This window comes from Streptomyces sp. NPDC101166 (genome assembly GCF_044768125.1).
GTDB lineage: Bacteria > Actinomycetota > Actinomycetes > Streptomycetales > Streptomycetaceae > Streptomyces.
Map to the genome: position 1 here is coordinate 110,950 of NZ_JBIWPF010000007.1, position 17,034 is coordinate 127,983.

At 70.2% G+C, this 17,034-nt stretch carries 16 protein-coding genes and 1 riboswitch; of the genes, 9 read left to right on the forward strand and 7 right to left on the reverse strand.

Annotation, left to right across the window (positions count from 1 at the left end; genetic code table 11):
* Positions 1–244 precede the first annotated feature (244 nt).
* Complete coding sequence (hisC, locus tag ACIRS4_RS14890; RefSeq protein WP_404194983.1) at positions 245–1,324, reverse strand: histidinol-phosphate transaminase; 1,080 nt, start codon at positions 1,322–1,324, stop codon at positions 245–247.
* 438 nt (positions 1,325–1,762) lie between these two features.
* Here hisC and ACIRS4_RS14895 point away from each other — a divergent pair, with 438 nt between their 5' ends.
* The 3 genes from ACIRS4_RS14895 to ACIRS4_RS14905 all read left to right on the forward strand — a co-directional run bounded on the left by ACIRS4_RS14895 (position 1,763) and on the right by ACIRS4_RS14905 (position 5,287).
* Positions 1,763–2,875: a LacI family DNA-binding transcriptional regulator gene (locus ACIRS4_RS14895; protein ID WP_404194986.1), complete on the forward strand. Its 1,113-nt coding sequence runs from the start codon at positions 1,763–1,765 to the stop codon at positions 2,873–2,875.
* Positions 2,876–3,132: 257 nt separating this feature from the next.
* The gene (locus tag ACIRS4_RS14900) at positions 3,133–4,212 is read left to right on the forward strand and encodes a metallophosphoesterase (RefSeq protein WP_404194988.1); all 1,080 of its coding nucleotides are present in this window, start codon (positions 3,133–3,135) and stop codon (positions 4,210–4,212) included.
* A 193-nt stretch (positions 4,213–4,405) separates the two neighbouring features.
* On the forward strand, positions 4,406–5,287 hold the full coding sequence (locus tag ACIRS4_RS14905) for a hypothetical protein (protein ID WP_404194990.1): 882 nt from the start codon (positions 4,406–4,408) through the stop codon (positions 5,285–5,287).
* Positions 5,288–5,363: 76 nt separating this feature from the next.
* On the opposite strand, the gene thiC is transcribed toward ACIRS4_RS14905, so the two are convergent.
* Positions 5,364–7,178 (reverse strand): phosphomethylpyrimidine synthase ThiC, encoded by a 1,815-nt coding sequence (gene thiC, locus ACIRS4_RS14910; RefSeq protein ID WP_404194992.1) that lies wholly within the window; start codon positions 7,176–7,178, stop codon positions 5,364–5,366.
* A riboswitch (TPP riboswitch) is annotated at positions 7,171–7,359 on the reverse strand. It overlaps the preceding gene by 8 nt.
* A 72-nt stretch (positions 7,360–7,431) precedes the next feature.
* On the opposite strand from thiC, the gene ACIRS4_RS14915 reads away from it, so the two are divergent.
* Complete coding sequence (locus tag ACIRS4_RS14915; RefSeq protein ID WP_404194994.1) at positions 7,432–9,150, forward strand: YibE/F family protein; 1,719 nt, start codon at positions 7,432–7,434, stop codon at positions 9,148–9,150.
* A 130-nt stretch (positions 9,151–9,280) separates the two neighbouring features.
* On the opposite strand, the gene ACIRS4_RS14920 is transcribed toward ACIRS4_RS14915, so the two are convergent.
* From ACIRS4_RS14920 to ACIRS4_RS14935, 4 genes are all read right to left on the reverse strand, one after another.
* Positions 9,281–9,727: an SsgA family sporulation/cell division regulator gene (locus ACIRS4_RS14920; protein WP_404194996.1), complete on the reverse strand. Its 447-nt coding sequence runs from the start codon at positions 9,725–9,727 to the stop codon at positions 9,281–9,283.
* A gap of 97 nt (positions 9,728–9,824) precedes the next feature.
* A complete protein-coding gene (locus ACIRS4_RS14925) occupies positions 9,825–10,688 on the reverse strand; it encodes an IclR family transcriptional regulator (protein ID WP_404194998.1) in 864 nt (287 codons plus the stop codon).
* 193 nt (positions 10,689–10,881) lie between these two features.
* Positions 10,882–11,094, reverse strand: coding sequence for a DUF5326 family protein (locus ACIRS4_RS14930; RefSeq protein ID WP_404195001.1), 213 nt, complete (start codon positions 11,092–11,094; stop codon positions 10,882–10,884).
* A 174-nt stretch (positions 11,095–11,268) separates the two neighbouring features.
* A complete protein-coding gene (locus tag ACIRS4_RS14935) occupies positions 11,269–11,586 on the reverse strand; it encodes a cupin domain-containing protein (protein ID WP_404195003.1) in 318 nt (105 codons plus the stop codon).
* A 48-nt stretch (positions 11,587–11,634) separates the two neighbouring features.
* Here ACIRS4_RS14935 and ACIRS4_RS14940 point away from each other — a divergent pair, with 48 nt between their 5' ends.
* From ACIRS4_RS14940 to ACIRS4_RS14960, 5 genes are all read left to right on the forward strand, one after another.
* On the forward strand, positions 11,635–12,012 hold the full coding sequence (locus ACIRS4_RS14940; RefSeq protein WP_404195006.1) for a phage holin family protein: 378 nt from the start codon (positions 11,635–11,637) through the stop codon (positions 12,010–12,012).
* A gap of 7 nt (positions 12,013–12,019) precedes the next feature.
* A complete protein-coding gene (locus ACIRS4_RS14945) occupies positions 12,020–12,511 on the forward strand; it encodes a low molecular weight protein-tyrosine-phosphatase (RefSeq protein ID WP_404195008.1) in 492 nt (163 codons plus the stop codon).
* The gene (locus ACIRS4_RS14950) at positions 12,508–13,665 is read left to right on the forward strand and encodes a cystathionine gamma-lyase (RefSeq protein ID WP_404195010.1); all 1,158 of its coding nucleotides are present in this window, start codon (positions 12,508–12,510) and stop codon (positions 13,663–13,665) included. Before ACIRS4_RS14945 ends, ACIRS4_RS14950 begins: the two co-directional genes overlap by 4 nt.
* A gap of 226 nt (positions 13,666–13,891) precedes the next feature.
* Positions 13,892–14,797, forward strand: coding sequence for a LysR family transcriptional regulator (locus tag ACIRS4_RS14955; RefSeq protein WP_404195013.1), 906 nt, complete (start codon positions 13,892–13,894; stop codon positions 14,795–14,797).
* A gap of 88 nt (positions 14,798–14,885) precedes the next feature.
* Positions 14,886–15,368, forward strand: coding sequence for an NUDIX hydrolase (locus ACIRS4_RS14960; RefSeq protein ID WP_352251181.1), 483 nt, complete (start codon positions 14,886–14,888; stop codon positions 15,366–15,368).
* Between the two features lie 16 nt (positions 15,369–15,384).
* Here ACIRS4_RS14960 and ACIRS4_RS14965 read toward each other — a convergent pair whose 3' ends face one another.
* Positions 15,385–16,743 (reverse strand): globin domain-containing protein, encoded by a 1,359-nt coding sequence (locus ACIRS4_RS14965; protein WP_404195016.1) that lies wholly within the window; start codon positions 16,741–16,743, stop codon positions 15,385–15,387.
* Between the last annotated feature and the right edge of the window lie 291 nt (positions 16,744–17,034).

Here is a 17,034-nt window from a genome sequence, read left to right on the forward strand (position 1 = left end):
GTTCACATTCACAAGCAATTATGACGCATGCCCGTTCGACACTCGGACAGCGGGGGTACCCAAACCCCGCTTCATGCCCGTGACCAGCAACGAAGGGCTCTCTGGCGGGAGGGCCGGGGTCCGGGACGGGAGGGCCGGGGTCCGGGGCGGGGGGCGGGACGCGCGCCTCCGGGGCATGCGGAAGGGCGCCTCGGTTCCACGTGAAACCAAGACGCCCCGACGGTCGGCCGACTCGCGGCCGTGCCTACATCTCCTTGCGGAAGCCCTCCGCGGCCTTGAGGAAGATGTCGTTCGCCTCGGTCTCCCCGATCGTCACCCGCACGCCCTCACCCTGGAACGGCCGGATCACGACGCCGGCCTGCTCGCACGCCGCCGCGAAGTCGCCGGTGCGCTCGCCCAGCCGCAGCCACACGAAGTTCGCCTGCGTCTCGGGCACCGTCCAGCCCTGCGCCCGCAGACCCTCGACCACCCGGGTGCGCTCGCACACCAGCGAGCCGACCCTCCCGAACAGCTCGTCCTCAGCCCGCAGCGACGCGATCGCCGCTTCCTGGGCGAGCTGGCTCACTCCGAACGGCACCGCCGTCTTGCGCAGCGCCGCCGCCACCGGCTCATGGGCGATCGCGAAACCCACCCGCAGACCGGCGAGCCCGTAGGCCTTGGAGAACGTCCGCAGGACGCACACGTTCGGCCGCTCGCGGTACAGCTCACAGCCGTCCGGCACCTCGGGGTCACGGATGAACTCGCGGTAGGCCTCGTCCAAAACGACCAGCACGTCAGCCGGCACCCTGTCGAGGAACCGTTCCAGCTCGGCCCGCTTCACGACGGTTCCGGTGGGGTTGTTGGGGTTGCAGACGAAGATCAGACGGGTCCGCTCGGTGATCGCGTCCGCCATGGCGTCCAGGTCGTGCACATCGCCCGGCGTGAGCGGCACCTGCACGGCGGTCGCGCCGCTGATCCGCGTGATGATCGGGTACGCCTCGAAGGAACGCCAGGCGTAGATGACCTCGTCGCCGGGGCCGGCGGTCGACTGCACCAGCTGCTGGGCGACGCCCACCGATCCGGTACCGGTGGCGACATGCGAGGCGGGCACGCCGAAGCGCTCGGCGATCTCGTTCACCAGCCCCGTGCAGGCCATGTCCGGGTAGCGGTTGAACGACGCGACGGCGGCCGAGACGCTCTCCAGCACACCGGGCAGCGGCGGATAGGGATTCTCGTTGGAGGACAGTTTGTAGGCCACGGGACCGCCGGGCGCGGCCGGCTTGCCCGGCTTGTAGGTGGGGATACCCTCCAGCTCGGCGCGCAGCTTGGGGCTCGTCTCGCTCACCGCAGTCCTCCTCGTGACCACCACCGGCTTCAATACTGCTCACCTTATGAGGATTGAGCCCGCTTGCGACAGGTGCGGAAGCCCTGATGGCCGGACCGCCTCCGCCGGCCGGTGAGCGCGATCCCCCACCGATACACCCCTCGGCAGTCGCATTTGTGTGCGAAGGTGTACGAGTCGGGGGCGCGCTTCACATATATCTACGCGCCGGTGGTTCGCGCCGTGGCGCGCATCCCTCGTGCAGGTGAGTTGAGACCTCTTCGAGACATCGGTGCCTCGACAGGCTCATCCGCACGCGCACCACACGTACCGGCGCATGGCCTCTCAACTACCTTCTTTTCCAAGGCAATTGCCCCCTGGCGACCGTGCAGAAACGTGCCTGTCAACGAGCGCATATGCGTCCGCCCTACCCCACCCGATGAGCCCTACTATCGGCTCGCCATGACAGCAGCAGGGAAGCACCAGGTGAGCCGCGCGGAAACCTCACGCCGAGGCAGCCGGCCGGGCCGGGCGGGCATCAGGGACGTGGCCGCCGCCGCCGGCGTCTCCATCACGACCGTCTCCGACGCCCTCAACGGCAAGGGCAGGCTCCCCGACGCCACCCGACGCCATGTCCGTGAAGTCGCCGACCGGCTGGGCTACCGCCCATCGGCCGCGGCCCGAACCCTCCGCACGGGCAGGTCCGGCCTCATCGGCCTGACCGTGACCACGTACGGGGATGAACCTTTCACCTTCACCGAGTTCGCGTACTTCGCCGAGATGGCGCGCGCCGCCACCTCGGCCGCTCTCGCCCGCGGCTACGCGCTCGTCATCCTGCCCGCGACCTCGCGCCACGACGTGTGGTCGAACGTGGCCCTGGACGGCACGGTGGTCATCGACCCCTCCGACCAGGACCCGGTGGTCAGCGAACTCGTCAGGCAGGGGTTACCCGTCGTCTCCGACGGCCGCCCGGCCGGCACGCTCCCGGTCACCGCCTGGGTGGACAACGACCACGAGGCCGCCGTCCTCGACCTCCTCGACCATCTCGCCGACGCCGGCGCCCGCCGCATCGGCCTGCTCACAGGCACCTCCACCGACACGTACACCCACCTGTCGACCAGCGCGTACCTGCGCTGGTGCGAACGTGTCGGCCAGGACCCGGTCTACGAGGCCTACCCCGCCCACGACCCGTGCGCGGGCGCCGTCGCCGCCGACCGGCTGCTGGCCCGCCCCGACCGCCCCGACGCCGTCTACGGCCTGTTCGACCCCAACGGCACCGATCTGCTGGCCGCCGCCCGCCGCTACGGGCTGCGCGTCCCCGAGGACCTGCTGCTGGTGTGCTGCAGCGAGTCCACCGTCTACGCCGGCACCGATCCGCCGATCACCACGCTCTCCCTGAAACCGCGCCGCATCGGGACGGCGGTCGTCCAGCTCCTCATCGACGCGATCGAGGGCGTGGAATCCGACCACCCGGTCGAGCAGGTGATACCGACCGAGCTGATCGTGCGCACCTCGTCCCAGCGTCGTCCGCCGCGGACGACGGTGAGTCCGCCCCGGGCGCCCGAGAAGACCTAGTGCCACGCGGCCCCCGTTTTCGTCGAGGCGTGCGCGGCGAGGGTGAGATCACGGTGTTCGCGGGGTGAGCGCGGGGCCGCCGATCCCACCTCAACCGGGGCGAAAGCCGCGCGGAAACGGAACCTCTCTCCGATTCACCACCCCTGGGTCATCACACGACAGGATCCGCATTCCTATGATGGGCGCACGGCACCGCGGGCCGTTACGACCAGACAGTCCGAAGCGGTGCAGATGCGGCGCGATGGTGGAGGGGTCTGATGACTCAGGGGGCCGGTCAGGGACCCGAGGTGGAGCGTACGGCGACGTTGCGCGACTTCCGGGTGCCCGCTTACGTGCACGAGACCGGCCCGTACGCCGAGAGCACGCATCCCGGAAACGCCGCGCCGCCGCTCGAGGACGCGACGGAGTACCCCGACGGCTACACGCCCACCCAGCGCGACCTGCCGGTCATCAACCGGGGCGACACCCTCCAGGTGACCGTCGACCCCGCCGCCGCCCCGGCGCCGCCGCAGGCCGCCCGGCAGGGCCCGCTGTTCGTCGTCGGCGACGTGCACGGCTACCTCGACGAACTGCTGGCCGCGCTCCAGGACAAGGGGCTGATCGACGCGGCCGGCCAGTGGTGCGCGGGCACCGCCCGGCTGTGGTTCCTCGGCGACTTCACCGACCGCGGACCCGACGGCATCGGCGTCATCGACCTCGTGATGAGGCTGTCCGCGGAGGCGGCCGCGGCAGGCGGCTACTGCAAGGCCCTCATGGGCAACCACGAGCTGCTGCTGCTCGGCGCCAAGCGGTTCGGCGACACCCCCGTCAACTCCGGCGCGGGCACCGCCACCTTCCAGGCCGCCTGGCTGCTGAACGGCGGCCAGAAGGCGGACATGGACCGCCTCCAGGACCATCACCTCCAGTGGATGGCCCGCCTCGACGCCGTCGAGGAAGTCGACGGCCACCTGCTCGTGCACTCGGACACCACGGCCTACCTCGACTACGGCGACTCGATCGAAGCGGTCAACGACACCATCCGCGAGACGATCACCCGCAACGACGCGGACGAGGTGTGGGACCTGTTCCGCAAGTTCACCAAGCGCTTCGCCTTCCGCGACGAGGGCGGAGCCGACGCCGCCCGCTCCCTGCTCGACACCTACGGCGGACACCGCGTCGTCCACGGCCACAGCCCCATCCCGTACCTGCTGGGCGAGGTCGGCTCCGAGGAAGGCGACGATCCGGCACCCGCGGTCGAGGGACCGCACGTCTACGCCGACGGACTGGCCATCGCCATGGACGGCGGAGTGACGATGGCCGGGAAGCTGCTGGTCCAGCAACTGCCGCTCGACGTCTGACCGTTCACGGGACCCGGCGCACCCCGCGCCGGACCCGCCGACGACACCGCAGGCCAGGGGCCAATTTCCGCGAACCCCCTGTTACCCCGGGCCGTCGCCGCTCTACCATCGGTTCATCCGTAGCAGGCTCCCCTCCGTTTCTGCCCGACGGCTCGTTGGCATGCGAGCCCCAAGCCCTACGGAGCATCGGGGGATGCACATGAACAGCGTTCCGCAGCACCTGCACAGCGAGGACCGCCAGGAGTACGAGCGGATCCTCGATGAGGCGCTGCGCTCCGCACCACACCACCCGGAACTGACCGCCGTCGGACAACGGCTCAACGCCGAGCAACTGCGCACCATGGCGCTCAACGCCACCGTCCTCATCACGGCGGCCGCGGCGACCGAGTACCAGCACTATGTGAAGGTCCGCGAGGAACTGCGCCATCCCTCCTCGTCCGCCCCCTCCGCCTCCGGCCAGGACGCCGGCGCGGGCGAGCCGGGCATGGGCGGGCTGGGTCTCGCCACCGTGGGCGAGGCGGCCCAGGTGGCGGAGGCCGCCGGGGCGGGTGCCGTCGCCATCGCGGCCGTCCTCACCCCGGTGCTCGCCGGAACCGCCGCGGCGATCTTCCTGCTCGTCGGATACGTGCTCAGGATGCTCGACCCCGGCGCGACGGCCGCCGAGGCCATGGTCAACGTGGGGTGGGCGTTCGGCGCCGTCGCCGCGGCCGCGATTCTGGTCGCCACCGTCGGGCTCCTGCTCACCGCCCTGCGCAACCGGCCCTCCCTGGAGGCGGGCCCGTACGGCGAGCGCAGCGAGGAGGTGGACCGCGCCAAGGAGGCCTGGCGGGAAGCCCTGCTGGCACGGGGCATCGTGCCGTTCCTGCGCGAGGCTCTCGCCGATCCCGGCGCGACCGACGCCGTGCGTCCCACAGCGGCCCCGCCGGCCCCCGGCGGTCGCCTGCCGAAGATCGGTTACGACCGCCCGGGCTTCACCAGTCCCGACGACGGCCCCGCGGCCGGCCCGCGCCCGAGCTACTCCAGCCCGGACTACACCAGCCCGGACTTCGGAGGACCGGAGCACCAGCCGGAATAGGCCTCCGGCTTGCGCCCCGACGGGAGCGCAAGCCGCCTGGCGGGGCGCGAGCCGCCCCGCGTCGGCCTGTGCTGCCTCAGTCCGCCATGGGGAGGTACACCCGGTTGCCGCTCGCCGCGAACTCCTTCGATTTCTGGAGCATCCCCTCCGTTATCTCCTCCGGTGTCGCTCCCTCCGCCGACGCGCCGCCGAACCGCTCGGTGATGCTCTGGCTGATCTTCATCGAGCAGAACTTCGGCCCGCACATCGAGCAGAAGTGAGCCGTCTTGGCCGGCTCCGCCGGCAGCGTCTCGTCGTGGAACTCACGGGCGGTGTCCGGGTCGAGGGCCAGGTTGAACTGGTCCTCCCAGCGGAACTCGAAACGGGCGTCGGACAAGGCGTCGTCCCATTCCTGGGCTCCGGGGTGCCCCTTGGCGAGGTCGGCCGCATGGGCGGCGATCTTGTACGTGATGACGCCGGTCTTGACGTCGTCCCGGTTGGGCAGGCCCAGGTGCTCCTTGGGCGTGACGTAGCAGAGCATGGCCGTGCCCCACCAGGCGATCATGGCGGCGCCGATGCCTGAGGTGATGTGGTCGTACGCCGGGGCGACGTCCGTCGTCAGCGGGCCGAGCGTATAGAACGGAGCTTCATCACAGATCTCCTGCTGAAGGTCGATGTTCTCCTTGATCTTGTGCATCGGGACATGGCCCGGGCCCTCGATCATCGTCTGTACATGGAAACGCTTCGCGATCCGGTTGAGTTCCCCGAGCGTCCTCAACTCCGCGAACTGCGCTGCATCGTTGGCGTCCGCGATCGAGCCGGGACGCAGACCGTCGCCCAGCGAGTACGTGACGTCGTAGGCCGCGAGGATCTCGCAGAGTTCCTCGAAGTTCTCGTAGAGAAACGATTCCTTGTGGTGCGCCAGACACCACGCGGCCATGATCGATCCACCGCGGGAGACGATCCCGGTCTTGCGGTTCGCCGTCAGGGGGACGTACGGGAGACGGACGCCCGCGTGGACGGTCATGTAGTCCACGCCCTGCTCGGCCTGCTCGATGACCGTGTCCTTGTAGATCTCCCAGGTCAGTTCCTCGGCCTTGCCGTCGACCTTCTCCAGCGCCTGGTAGAGCGGCACCGTGCCGATCGGAACGGGGGAGTTGCGCAGCACCCACTCGCGCGTGGTGTGGATGTTCCGGCCGGTGGACAGGTCCATGACCGTGTCGGCGCCCCACCGGGTCGCCCAGGTCATCTTCTCGACCTCTTCCTCGATGGAGGACGTCACCGCCGAGTTGCCGATGTTGGCGTTGACCTTCACCAGGAACCTCTTGCCGATGATCATCGGCTCGATCTCCGGGTGGTTGACATTGGCGGGCAGCACCGCGCGGCCCGCTGCGATCTCCTCGCGGACGATCTCCGGCGCCACGTTCTCCCGGATGGCCACATACTCCATCTCGGGCGTGATCTCCCCCCGCCGGGCGTAGGCGAGTTGGGTGGCCGCCTCGCCGGCCCGGGCGCGACGCGGAAGCCGCGGTCGCCCGGGGAAGACCGCGTCGAGGTTGCGCAGGCCACCGCGCGGCGAGGTGTGCTTCACGCCGTCGTCCTCGAGACGGACGGGGCGGCCCGCGTACTCCTCGGTGTCGCCTCGGGCGATGATCCAGTTCTCCCGCAGCGGGGGCAGCCCGCGGCGGACGTCGGTGTCGACGAGCGGATCGGTGTACGGACCGGAGGTGTCGTACAGCGTGACCGAATCGCCGTTGGTGAGGTGCACTTGACGGACCGGTACCCGCAGGTCGGGGCGGCTGCCCTCGACATACGCCTTGTGCCAGCCGATGGACTTCCCGGCCTCCCCGTCGACGGAGACCTCGGAGGAGATCTGCGTGGAGGCAGGCGTGCGTGCGTCCTTGTTGGTCATGAGACCTACTCCCTACGCCGGCATTACCCGGTAACAGGTTCAGCGGTCGACGCAGCGATTGCCGTCTGCCGACGTTTCGTGTGACACATCACTCGTGGTGGTGACGTTCCACGTGAAACATCGCGAAGACGGAGGTCAGCGCCCTCTCAGCCCGGTGCTCCGAGCTCCCGCGTGTACAAAAGGTGCCTCCACGCTAGCGGCATGTGTGGCGCGGTGAACAGTGGGCCCCAGTGGTTCTTGCGATGATCGGTCGGTGACCACGACGCACCAGCCTCCGTATCCGCCACCGGAGCCGTCTCGCCGGCCGGGCGGCCGTAACGGCACCGGGCCCGGCAACGGCCCTGGTCCTGGCGACGACCGCGACTTCGGCAACGGGCGGGATCAGGGGTACGGACACGGCAGAGGGGGCCCCGACTTCGGCGAGTCGCACCCGCCGGGCGGCCGCGGGCCGGGGACGGACGACGACCGCGGACCGGACCGTCACCGTCAGGACGACCACCGTCACGGCCCTGGCGGCCACGGGCCGGGGGATCACGGTCCCGGCGGCCACGGGCCGGGTGATCATGGCGCGGGCGGTCGCGGTCCGGGTGATCACGGCGCGGGCGGCCACGGGCCGGGCGGTGGGCATGGGCATTCGCACAGTCACAGCCACGGGCCGGCTGCCCCCGTCTCCCGGCATCTGCGCAAGGTCATCGCCGCCGTCCTGATCCCGTTCGCGGTGGCCGTGCTCGCCGGGCTGGTCGTGCTGTGGCCCGGCGGCGCCCCGCCGCACGAGCGCACCGGGGTGGGCTTCGACCGGCAGACCCACCAGGCGACGGTCACCAGGATCGAGAGCGTGAGCTGTTCCTCGGTGAACGCCTCGGGCGAGGCCCCGACCGGAGACACCTCCACGGCCGAGGGCTCCTCCGCGCAACAACAGGCGAAGGGAACCTGCAAACGGGCCACGATCCGGGTGGACACCGGCAAGGACAAGGGCCGTACCTTCACGGAGATCGTCCAACCGGACCAGACACGGCAGCTGGAACAGGGTCAGAAGGTCGTGGTCGCCTACGAACCCTCCGCGCCGAAGGACCTGCAGTACTCGGTAACCGACGTCAACCGCATGCTGCCGATGGGACTGCTGGCCGGGATCTTCGCGGTCGCCGTCGTGGTGGTCGGGCGACTGCGGGGCGTCATGGCGCTGGTCGCGTTGGCCATCAGCTTCCTGGTGCTCAACTTCTTCGTCCTGCCCGCCATCCTTCAGGGGTCGAACCCCCTGGCCGTCGCGGTGGTCGGGTCGAGCGCCATCATGCTGATCGCCCTCTACCTGTGCCACGGTCTGTCGGCCCGCACCTCCGTGGCCGTGCTCGGCACGCTCATCTCCCTGCTGCTGATCGGCGTGCTCGGGTCCTGGTTCGTCGACTGGGCGGCGCTGACGGGCAACACGGACGACAACACCGGGTTGATCCACGGCCTGTACCCGTCGATCGACATGAGCGGTCTGCTGCTCGCCGGCATCATCATCGGTTCGCTCGGCGTTCTGGACGACGTGACGGTCACCCAGACCTCCGCGGTCTGGGAACTGCACGAGGCCAACCCCTCGATGGGATGGCGCGGGCTGTACCGGGCCGGCATCCGCATCGGCCGTGACCACATCGCGTCCGTGGTCAACACCCTCGTCCTCGCCTACGCCGGTGCCGCGCTGCCGCTGCTGCTGCTCTTCTCGATCGCGCAGAGCAGCGTCGGCACGGTCGCCAACAGTGAGCTGGTCGCCGAGGAGATCGTGCGCACGCTGGTGGGCTCGATCGGCCTGGTCGCCTCGGTCCCGGTGACGACGGCGCTCGCGGCCCTCGTGGTCTCGGCCGACCGGCCCGGGCCGGGTTCGGCGGGCGCGGCGGTCCCGGAGGCGAGGCCTTCAGAGGCGGCCACCGCGGCCGCGGGAACGGCGCCCGCGCCTGCTCGGAGCGGCAGGGGCCGGCGCCGCAAGCGCTGACCGGGGCCGGCCGCCCGACGCCGTCGTCCACGTGCCTCGGGCGCCCGCGCCCCCCCATCGCCCCGAGGGAACGTTCCTGCACAACCCCTCCCCGCGCTGAAGCGTCCGTCGCCCTCCCCGGCGCGACGCTTCAGCCGGCGCTCTGTTCCTCCGCCAGGATCCGGTCCAGAGCCTCGTCGAGATGGGCGTCGAAGTCGGCGAGCGCGCCTTCCTGGCCCAGCGGGACGAGCTTGTCGGTGCGGTCGAGGAAGGCCACGAGCGGGGCGGTGGACGAACGGAACACCGCCTGGTCACTGCCCACCTGAAGCCGGATCAGGACCTCGCCGAGCGATCCGGGGTCGAGGGGCGAGACCCGCACATCGCCCTCACCGCATGGTCTGCCCACCCCGTCGACCAGCAGCTCCCGCCCGAACGCCCAGGTCACCGGGGCATCACCGGGCAGGTGAAAGGTGAGCCGCACGGCGTAGGGATCGCAGGTCTCGTAACCCAGCTCGACCGGGATACGGAACGAGAGCTCCTCGGAGACGAGGAAGCTCATCATGACCTCTGCCTGTACTGCCTGCACGGACTCGCGCATCGCCTTATCCCGTCATTGCCTTGGATGGCTGGGAATCAACCCCTGACACTGGAGGCATCTTGCTGAACGTGCACGACAGATCACAAGGAGTGAGTTTTCAGATACTGATAGAGAGCGCGAGTGATCCCAGCATGCGTCCGACCTCGCGTTGCAGTTGCTGTGCTGCCGAGAGCAGCCGGTCCGACTGATGGGCGGGCAGTGAGATCGCCATCGTCGCCGCCGAGGTGCCCACGGTGATCGGGATCGCCGCGCAGACCGTGCCCAGCGCGTACTCCTGGCGTTCGACGACCGCCTCCATCCGCCGCACTCGGGCCAGCCGCCGCATCAGCGTGTGATCGTCACGGACGGTGTAAGGGGTGATCGACTGAACGGGGTAGCGGGTCAGGTGGTCACGGCGCGAGTCCTCGTCCAACTGGGCCAGCAGACATTGGCCGATGGCATGCGCGTGCCCTGTCTCGCGGAAGTCCGCCCACTCCTCGACCGCCGGGTTGCCCGGGGTGTCGGAGACGCACATGACCTCGATCTCACCCTCCCGGTAGACGGCGTAGTAGACCGGCACACCGATCGAATCGCGCCAGTGGGCGAGAGTGTCGACCACCGTGCTGCGACGTTTCTGCGCCGCCCCGCTGGCGCCCAGCCGCACGGCCGCCTCCCCCAGGAAGAACAGCCCCTTGTCGCGGCGCAGATACCCCTCGTGGACGAGGGTCCGCAGCAGGTGGTAGGCGGTGGGAAGCGCGAGGCCGGTCTCGCGGGCCAGTTGTTTGGCCGGTGCGCCGCACTCGTGCTCGGCGACGGATTCCAGCAGACGCATCGCGCGCTGGACGGAGCTGATGAGGGTCGTCGCGGAATGCGGCTGCTCGGGAACGCCCCTGGCCGGCGGGCGCTGGAGCGGGGGTGTGGTGGAAGGCGGCCGGGCGGGGGGTCCGTACGGTTCCGCTGATGCGGTGTCAACCGTGGCCAAGGATTACTCCCGAAGCGCGAGGGGGCGGTCCGTGCGGGAACACGGGAAGGGGATACGCCGCTCGCGGGGTCGTCCCCGCGTCGGGTTCCGGACTTTAACCGTCCGCCACCGCTCACAGTCAGGCTGTCGGGGAAACTTCCCCCGGCCGAGGTAACAGGCGATTCCTGTTACCGTCTCCGGCCGTCCGCGCCGCTCACCAGTCCCCGCGCGAGGAGGAAGTCGACGTGAACTTCCGCACCACGTAGACCAGTCCGGCGACCAGCGCCACGAACACCAGCAACTTGAAGAGCAGTCCGATGACGAAGCCCACCACGCTCGCTATCAGGCCGCCGAACACGACCAGCGCGATGACCGGCACGGCCACCCACTTCACCCACCACGGCAGTCCCGCGAAGATCTCTCGCATCGCTCTCGTCCTCCTCTCGTCGGATGTCCGAGCCCCGACGGGCCGGATCTTCGATGTCCTGCCGTCGATGCTAGGGCGCGAGGAACGCCGACGGAGGCCTCGCGCCCCTTGTCCTCCCCTGATCGTCCCCCTAGGGAACCCTGAGACTGCGTATCCCCTGCCGGTCGGAGACGGTCACCCCTCCGGTGGCGAGAACACGACCAGAACGCGCAGGTCCTCGCTGATGTGGTGGAACTTGTGGGCGACCCCGGCGGGCACGTACACCACGCTGCCCCGTGCCACCTGGGTGGTCTCCATCCCGACCGTGATGGAGGCGCGCCCGCTCACGACGAAGTACACCTCGTCCTGATTGTGCGGGTTCTGTGGATCATTCTCCCCGGCATCGAGCGCGTACAGCCCGACCGACATGTTCCGCTCCCGCAGAAACTGCAGGTAGGCACCGTCGTTGGCGGCTCTCTCCGCCTCCAGTTCGTCCAGCCGGAATGCCTTCATCGTCCTCGCCCACGCTCGTCGCCGATCTCGTCTGCCACGATCAGACACATGAAGAATTTCGTAGTCAAGACGATCGCCAACGCGGGCGCCCTGGCGGTCGCCGTCTGGCTGCTCGACAAGATCACTCTGACCGGCGACAGCACCGGCAAGGAAATCGGCACCCTGATCGCGGTGGCGCTGCTCTTCGGCCTCGTCAACTTCCTGGTGAAGCCGGTCGTGAAGGTGCTGACCTTCCCGCTGTTCGTCCTCACGCTCGGCCTGATAACCCTCGTGGTCAACGCGTTGATGCTGCTGCTCACCTCATGGCTGGCCGACAAGCTCGACCTCAGCTTCCACGTCGACGGTTTCTGGACCGCCGTGCTCGGCGGCCTGGTCGTCTCCGTCGTCTCCTGGGCGCTCAACGTCGTCCTGCCCGACAAGGACTGACCACGCGATGACCTACCGCGTCTGCTTCGTCTGCACCGGCAACATCTGCCGCTCCCCGATGGCCGAGTCGGTCTTCCGCGCACGCGTCGCGGAGGCCGGACTCGACGCACTGGTCGAGATCGACAGCGCCGGCACAGGCGACTGGCACGTGGGCGAGGACGCCGACCCGCGCACCGTCGCGGTCCTCGAGCGGAGCGGTTACGCCACCGCGCACACGGCCCGCGTCTTCGACCAGTCCTGGTTCGCCCGGCGCGACCTGGTGATCGCCCTGGACTCCAGCCACCTCAGGGCCCTGCGTCTCCTCGCTCCCACCCCTGACGACGCCCAGAAGGTCCGTCTGTTGCGTTCGTACGCCCCCTCGGCAGGTGACGACCTCGACGTCCCCGACCCCTACTACGGGGGCCCGGACGGCTTCGACGAGTGCCTTGAGAGGGTGGAGGAGGCGAGCGTCGGTCTGCTCGCCTCGGTACGCCAGGCCGTGGAAGGACGGGTGACATGAGCGATTCCGCTGCGACCGGAGGCTTCTCCGCGGGCGCCGGCGAGGGCACACGCGCGGTGCGGGCGGGCCTGCCCGACCCGGTGAAGTACGAGCCGACCCTGCCCGGTCCCGTGTTCGCCGCGCACTTCCACCTGCCGGGCGAGCCGACCGGCCCTTACACCTACGGCCGCGACGAGAACCCGACCTGGACGCACCTGGAGCACGCCATCGGCGAGCTCGAGGCGCCGGGGCACGACGACGTCGAGACCCTCGCGTTCGCCTCGGGCATGGCCGCCGTCTCGGCGGTCCTCTTCTCCCAGCTGCGCACCGGTGACACCGTCGTGCTGCCGAGCGACGGTTACCAGGCGCTGCCTCTGGTCCGTGCCCAGCTGGAGGCGTACGGGATCGTGGCGCGGACCGCTCCCACCGGTGGGGACGCCCAGCTCGACGTCCTCGACGGCGCGAAGCTGCTGTGGATCGAGTCGCCGTCGAACCCCGGGCTCGACGTGTGCGACATCCGCCGGCTCGTCGAGGCGGCACACACGCGTGGCGCTCTGGTGGCGGTGGACAACACCCTGGCGACGCCGCTGGGGCAGCGTCCCCTGGAACTGGGCGCCGACTTCTCGGTGGCCAGCGGCACCAAGCAGCTCACCGGGCACGGCGACGTCCTCCTCGGTTACGTCACCGGGCGCGCCGGTGAGCCCATGACGGCGGTACGCCGCTGGCGCAAGATCGTCGGCGCGATTCCCGGCCCGATGGAGGCCTGGCTCGCCCACCGGTCGATCGCCACCCTGCAGATGCGCGTCGACCGGCAGACCGCCGGCGCGCTGGCCGTGGCCGAGGCGCTGCGGAGCAGAAGCGAGGTGAGCGGGCTGCGGTACCCGGGACTGCCGGACGACCCGTCCCATCAGATCGCCTCGCGACAGATGCGGCGCTTCGGATGCGTGGTGTCCTTCACGTTGCCCACGCGCGCGCGAGCGGAGCGCTTCCTCGACGCGCTGCGGCTCGTGGACGACGCGACCAGCTTCGGCGGAGTGCGTTCCACGGCTGAGCGGCGGGGTCGCTGGGGCGGGGACGCGGTGCCGGAGGGCTTCATCCGGCTGTCGGTCGGCGCCGAGGATCCCGAGGACCTGGTGGCGGATGTGCTGCGTGCGCTGGACGAGTCGGGCCGGTGACGGGTCGGCGGACGCCGTCCGGTGGAGCGCCGGGCGCACCGGACGGTCCGAACCTCCCCCCTCGTGGCTCGGACCGTCCACGGTTCCACGCGCGAAGAACCGCCTGATCCAGGCTAGTTGACTCTGTGTCAGTGTCCAATCACTGTAGCGGCAGGGGCCTATCGACTTTTTTATAGTTGACCCCTGCCTCGGGGCCCGGAAAGGCCGGGAAGGGAGAGCACGCTCCATGGATCTGGCCTTGCTGCGCACCTTCGTGACCGTGCACCGGGCCGGTTCCTTCACCCGTGCCGCCGCCCTGCTGGGATTGTCCCAGCCGGCCGTCACCTCCCAGATCCGCACGCTGGAACGGCAGCTCGGGCGCCCGCTGTTCCTGCGCCAGGCCCGCGGGGTCACCCCGACCTCCATCGGCGACGAGCTCGCGCACAAGGCCGCTCCGCACCTCGACGCCCTGGTGGAGATCACCGAGACCGACCTCGACGACGAATCCGCGGTACGGACGCTGCACCTCGCCGGCCCTCCGGAGTTCACCGCCGCACGCGCTCTGCCGGCTCTCACCGAACTGGCCGGCGAGGACGGGCATTCCCTTTCCTTACGCGCCTCTTTCGGGACCGCCGAGGAGGTGCTGGAGGGGCTGGCCGCCGGGCACCACGATGTGGCGATCAGTACGGTCCGGCCGCGCGGCGCACTGCTCACGGCGACCCCGCTGTGCGACGAGGAGCACGTTCTGGTCGCCGCTCCGGACCGGGCCGAACTGATCAGTGCCCGGCAGCCATGGCGCAAGGGCGCTGCCGCGCTGGAGCACCTGCCGGTGATCGAAGTGCACGAGTCACTCCCCCTCGTCTCCCGCTACTGGGCCTCCGTCTTCGACGCGCGTCCCACCGCCTCGGGCACCGTGATCGTCCCCGATCTGCGGGCGGTGCTGGCGTGCGCTGTCGCGGGCGCGGGGCTGGCGGTGCTGCCGCGCTACCTCTGCGCGGCCGCCCTGGCCGGCGGTGATCTGGTGGCACTGCATGAGCCCACGGTGCCGCCGCTGCGGACATACGTCCTGGTGGTGCGCAGTGGCACCCTGGCGATGCCGCACATAGCGCGGGCGCACGACTGGCTGCTGAGCGCGGCCTCCGAGTGGTGCTGAGCGTGTTCGTGCCCGCGGTCACGGTGAAGGCCCGACCGGTGACGATGCGGGATGTTTCACGTGGAACCAGCCGGGCCACATTTCTCCCATGACCGTCCGACCTGTGGTCAAGCGCACCGCACGCGCCGTTCTGCTGGACGGTGACGACCTGATCCTGATCAAGCGCACCAAGCCCGGCATGGATCCCTACTGGCTCACCCCCGGAGGCGGCGTCGAGCCGGAGGACGCGACCGTCGTCGAGGCCCTGCACCGGGAGGTGTACGAGGAGCTCGGCGCCAAGATCACCGACGTGGTGCCCTGCTTCGTCGACACCGTCGAGCACATCGGCGAGGACGGCGGCGCGACCGGCGTGAAGGTGCAGCACTTCTTCGTCTGCCGGCTCGGCTCCATGGACCCGGCCCTGCGGCACGGTCCCGAGGTCGACGAACCCGTCGGCGAGTACGAGATCGTCCGCGTGCCGTTCACCCGGGTCGGGATCGCCTCCGTCCACCTCGTCCCGCTGTCCCTGCGGCACTACCTCGACGGCAACATCGAGGGCGTCCGTGCCATGCATGCCCCGGACCTGGGGTGATGCCCGGGAAGCGAGGTCAGGACCTGGTGCCGGCGAGTTCCTCGACCGCGTCGTGACGTATGCGCTCCGTGGGGATGCCTGAGGCGCTCAGGGAGTCCACTCCCCTGCGGATCAGTCCGGGCGGCCCTGACACGTAGGCGTCGTATCCGGCCCATGGGCCGAAGCCGCGCACGGCCTCGGGGAGCCGCATGAGGCCGTCCCGGTCGTCGACCACGGGCCGTACCTGCAGCCAGGAATGGGACTCCTGGAGCCCGAGCAACGCCTCGATGGCGTACAGGTCCTGATCGCTGCGGGCGCCGTAGAAGACCTCGACCGGGCGGCGTGCGCCGCGATCGGCGACGTCCTCGACCAGCGCCTTGACGGGCGCTATTCCGGTGCCGCCGCCCAGGCAGAGCAGCCCGCTGTCGTGGGTGTGGTCGACGGTCATCGAGCCGGCGGGCGGACCGAGCCTGACGATGTCGCCGGGGCGGGCACGGTGCACCAGCGCGTTGGACACCCAACCCGCCGGGACGGCTTTCACATGGAACGTCAGCAGTCCGTCGGAGCGGGGGGCCGAGGCGAAGGAGTAATGCCGCCAGATCCGCGGCCACCACGGTGTCTCCAGGCTCGCGTACTGCCCGGCGAGGAACGGATAGGGCTGGTCGGGCCGGACAGTGAGGACGGCGACGTCCGGGGTTCTCAGCTCGTGGGAGACGACCTCCGCGTTCCACCAGGCCGGGGCCCGCAGTTCGTCGGCGGCCGCCGCGTCGATCATGACCTGGGAGATCCTGGTGTAGGTCCGGACCCAGGCCGCCTCGGTCTCGGCGTCCCAGACGGAGCCGGCGTAGGCGCCGAGGGCCTCGATCAGGCACTCGCCGACAGCCGGGTAGTGCTCGGGGCGGGTGCCGAACCTGCGGTGACCACGGCCCAGGTTCTGCAGGTACTCGTCCAGCATCGAGGTGTCGTCGAGGCGCTCGGCGGTGATCAGCAGGGCCTTCAGCAACCGGTCCCGCTGAACGTCCATCGCGGGCGGGAAGAGCGAGCGCAGCTCGGGGTGGCGGACGAAGAGCAGCGCGTAGAAGTACGACGTGACGTCGTCGGCCACGGGAGTCACCTCGGCCATGGTCCGGCGGATGCGGACGGCGTCCGAGGAAGCGTTCGGGCTGGGCGCAGGCGGTTCGGCGGGGCCCCGGGGCCATGAGGCGACGCCGGGCCGGGCGGGAGCCGAGAGCTGCGAAGGCTCGGAGGGCGGACCGGCGGCCCTCTGCGGAGCGGGAGGAGCTGGGGCCGCATGGTCGGGTTCGGTGGGCGGATCAGGCTGCTTGTGCGGCGTGAACCATCCCTCCTCGCCGTCGGACGTGTCCTTGTCGGCCGACCTGGTGGTCGGAGCGTCCATGGTGTGCCTCGCCTCGCACGTCTTTCGGTCGGTCTGCGCGCCTCCCGTCGGAAGGCGCCTGCTTCCCCTCGCGGACAGCCGGCTTCTGCGTCCCGTCGCACGGCCGCCATGGCCGCGGTCCCCTCGTTCCGGCCGCCTGAGACCCGTCGGCTCGCGCGGGACGCATGCACCGCGCCTCGCAGATCACGTTCCGGACACGAACCGGACTCGACCATACCGGGCATCGCTCCTCGCTCACACGCCCCCCTTCCCCGGCCGAGGGGGCCCGAGCCGGGGCAAAGCGGCGCGGCG

Bases quoted from the DNA above. Each gene is read 5' to 3' on its own strand.
- ACIRS4_RS14940 (WP_404195006.1), top strand. From the start codon at position 11,635: ATGAAGAATTTCGTAGTCAAGACGATCGCCAACGCGGGCGCCCTGGCG.
- ACIRS4_RS14945 (WP_404195008.1), top strand. From the start codon at position 12,020: ATGACCTACCGCGTCTGCTTCGTCTGCACCGGCAACATCTGCCGCTCC.
- ACIRS4_RS14905 (WP_404194990.1), top strand. From the start codon at position 4,406: ATGCACATGAACAGCGTTCCGCAGCACCTGCACAGCGAGGACCGCCAG.
- ACIRS4_RS14950 (WP_404195010.1), top strand. From the start codon at position 12,508: ATGAGCGATTCCGCTGCGACCGGAGGCTTCTCCGCGGGCGCCGGCGAG.
- ACIRS4_RS14955 (WP_404195013.1), top strand. From the start codon at position 13,892: ATGGATCTGGCCTTGCTGCGCACCTTCGTGACCGTGCACCGGGCCGGT.
- ACIRS4_RS14920 (WP_404194996.1), bottom strand. From the start codon at position 9,727: ATGCGCGAGTCCGTGCAGGCAGTACAGGCAGAGGTCATGATGAGCTTC.
- ACIRS4_RS14965 (WP_404195016.1), bottom strand. From the start codon at position 16,743: ATGGACGCTCCGACCACCAGGTCGGCCGACAAGGACACGTCCGACGGC.
- ACIRS4_RS14900 (WP_404194988.1), top strand. From the start codon at position 3,133: ATGACTCAGGGGGCCGGTCAGGGACCCGAGGTGGAGCGTACGGCGACG.
- thiC (WP_404194992.1), bottom strand. From the start codon at position 7,178: ATGACCAACAAGGACGCACGCACGCCTGCCTCCACGCAGATCTCCTCC.
- ACIRS4_RS14960 (WP_352251181.1), top strand. From the start codon at position 14,886: ATGACCGTCCGACCTGTGGTCAAGCGCACCGCACGCGCCGTTCTGCTG.
- ACIRS4_RS14895 (WP_404194986.1), top strand. From the start codon at position 1,763: ATGACAGCAGCAGGGAAGCACCAGGTGAGCCGCGCGGAAACCTCACGC.
- ACIRS4_RS14930 (WP_404195001.1), bottom strand. From the start codon at position 11,094: ATGCGAGAGATCTTCGCGGGACTGCCGTGGTGGGTGAAGTGGGTGGCC.
- ACIRS4_RS14935 (WP_404195003.1), bottom strand. From the start codon at position 11,586: ATGAAGGCATTCCGGCTGGACGAACTGGAGGCGGAGAGAGCCGCCAAC.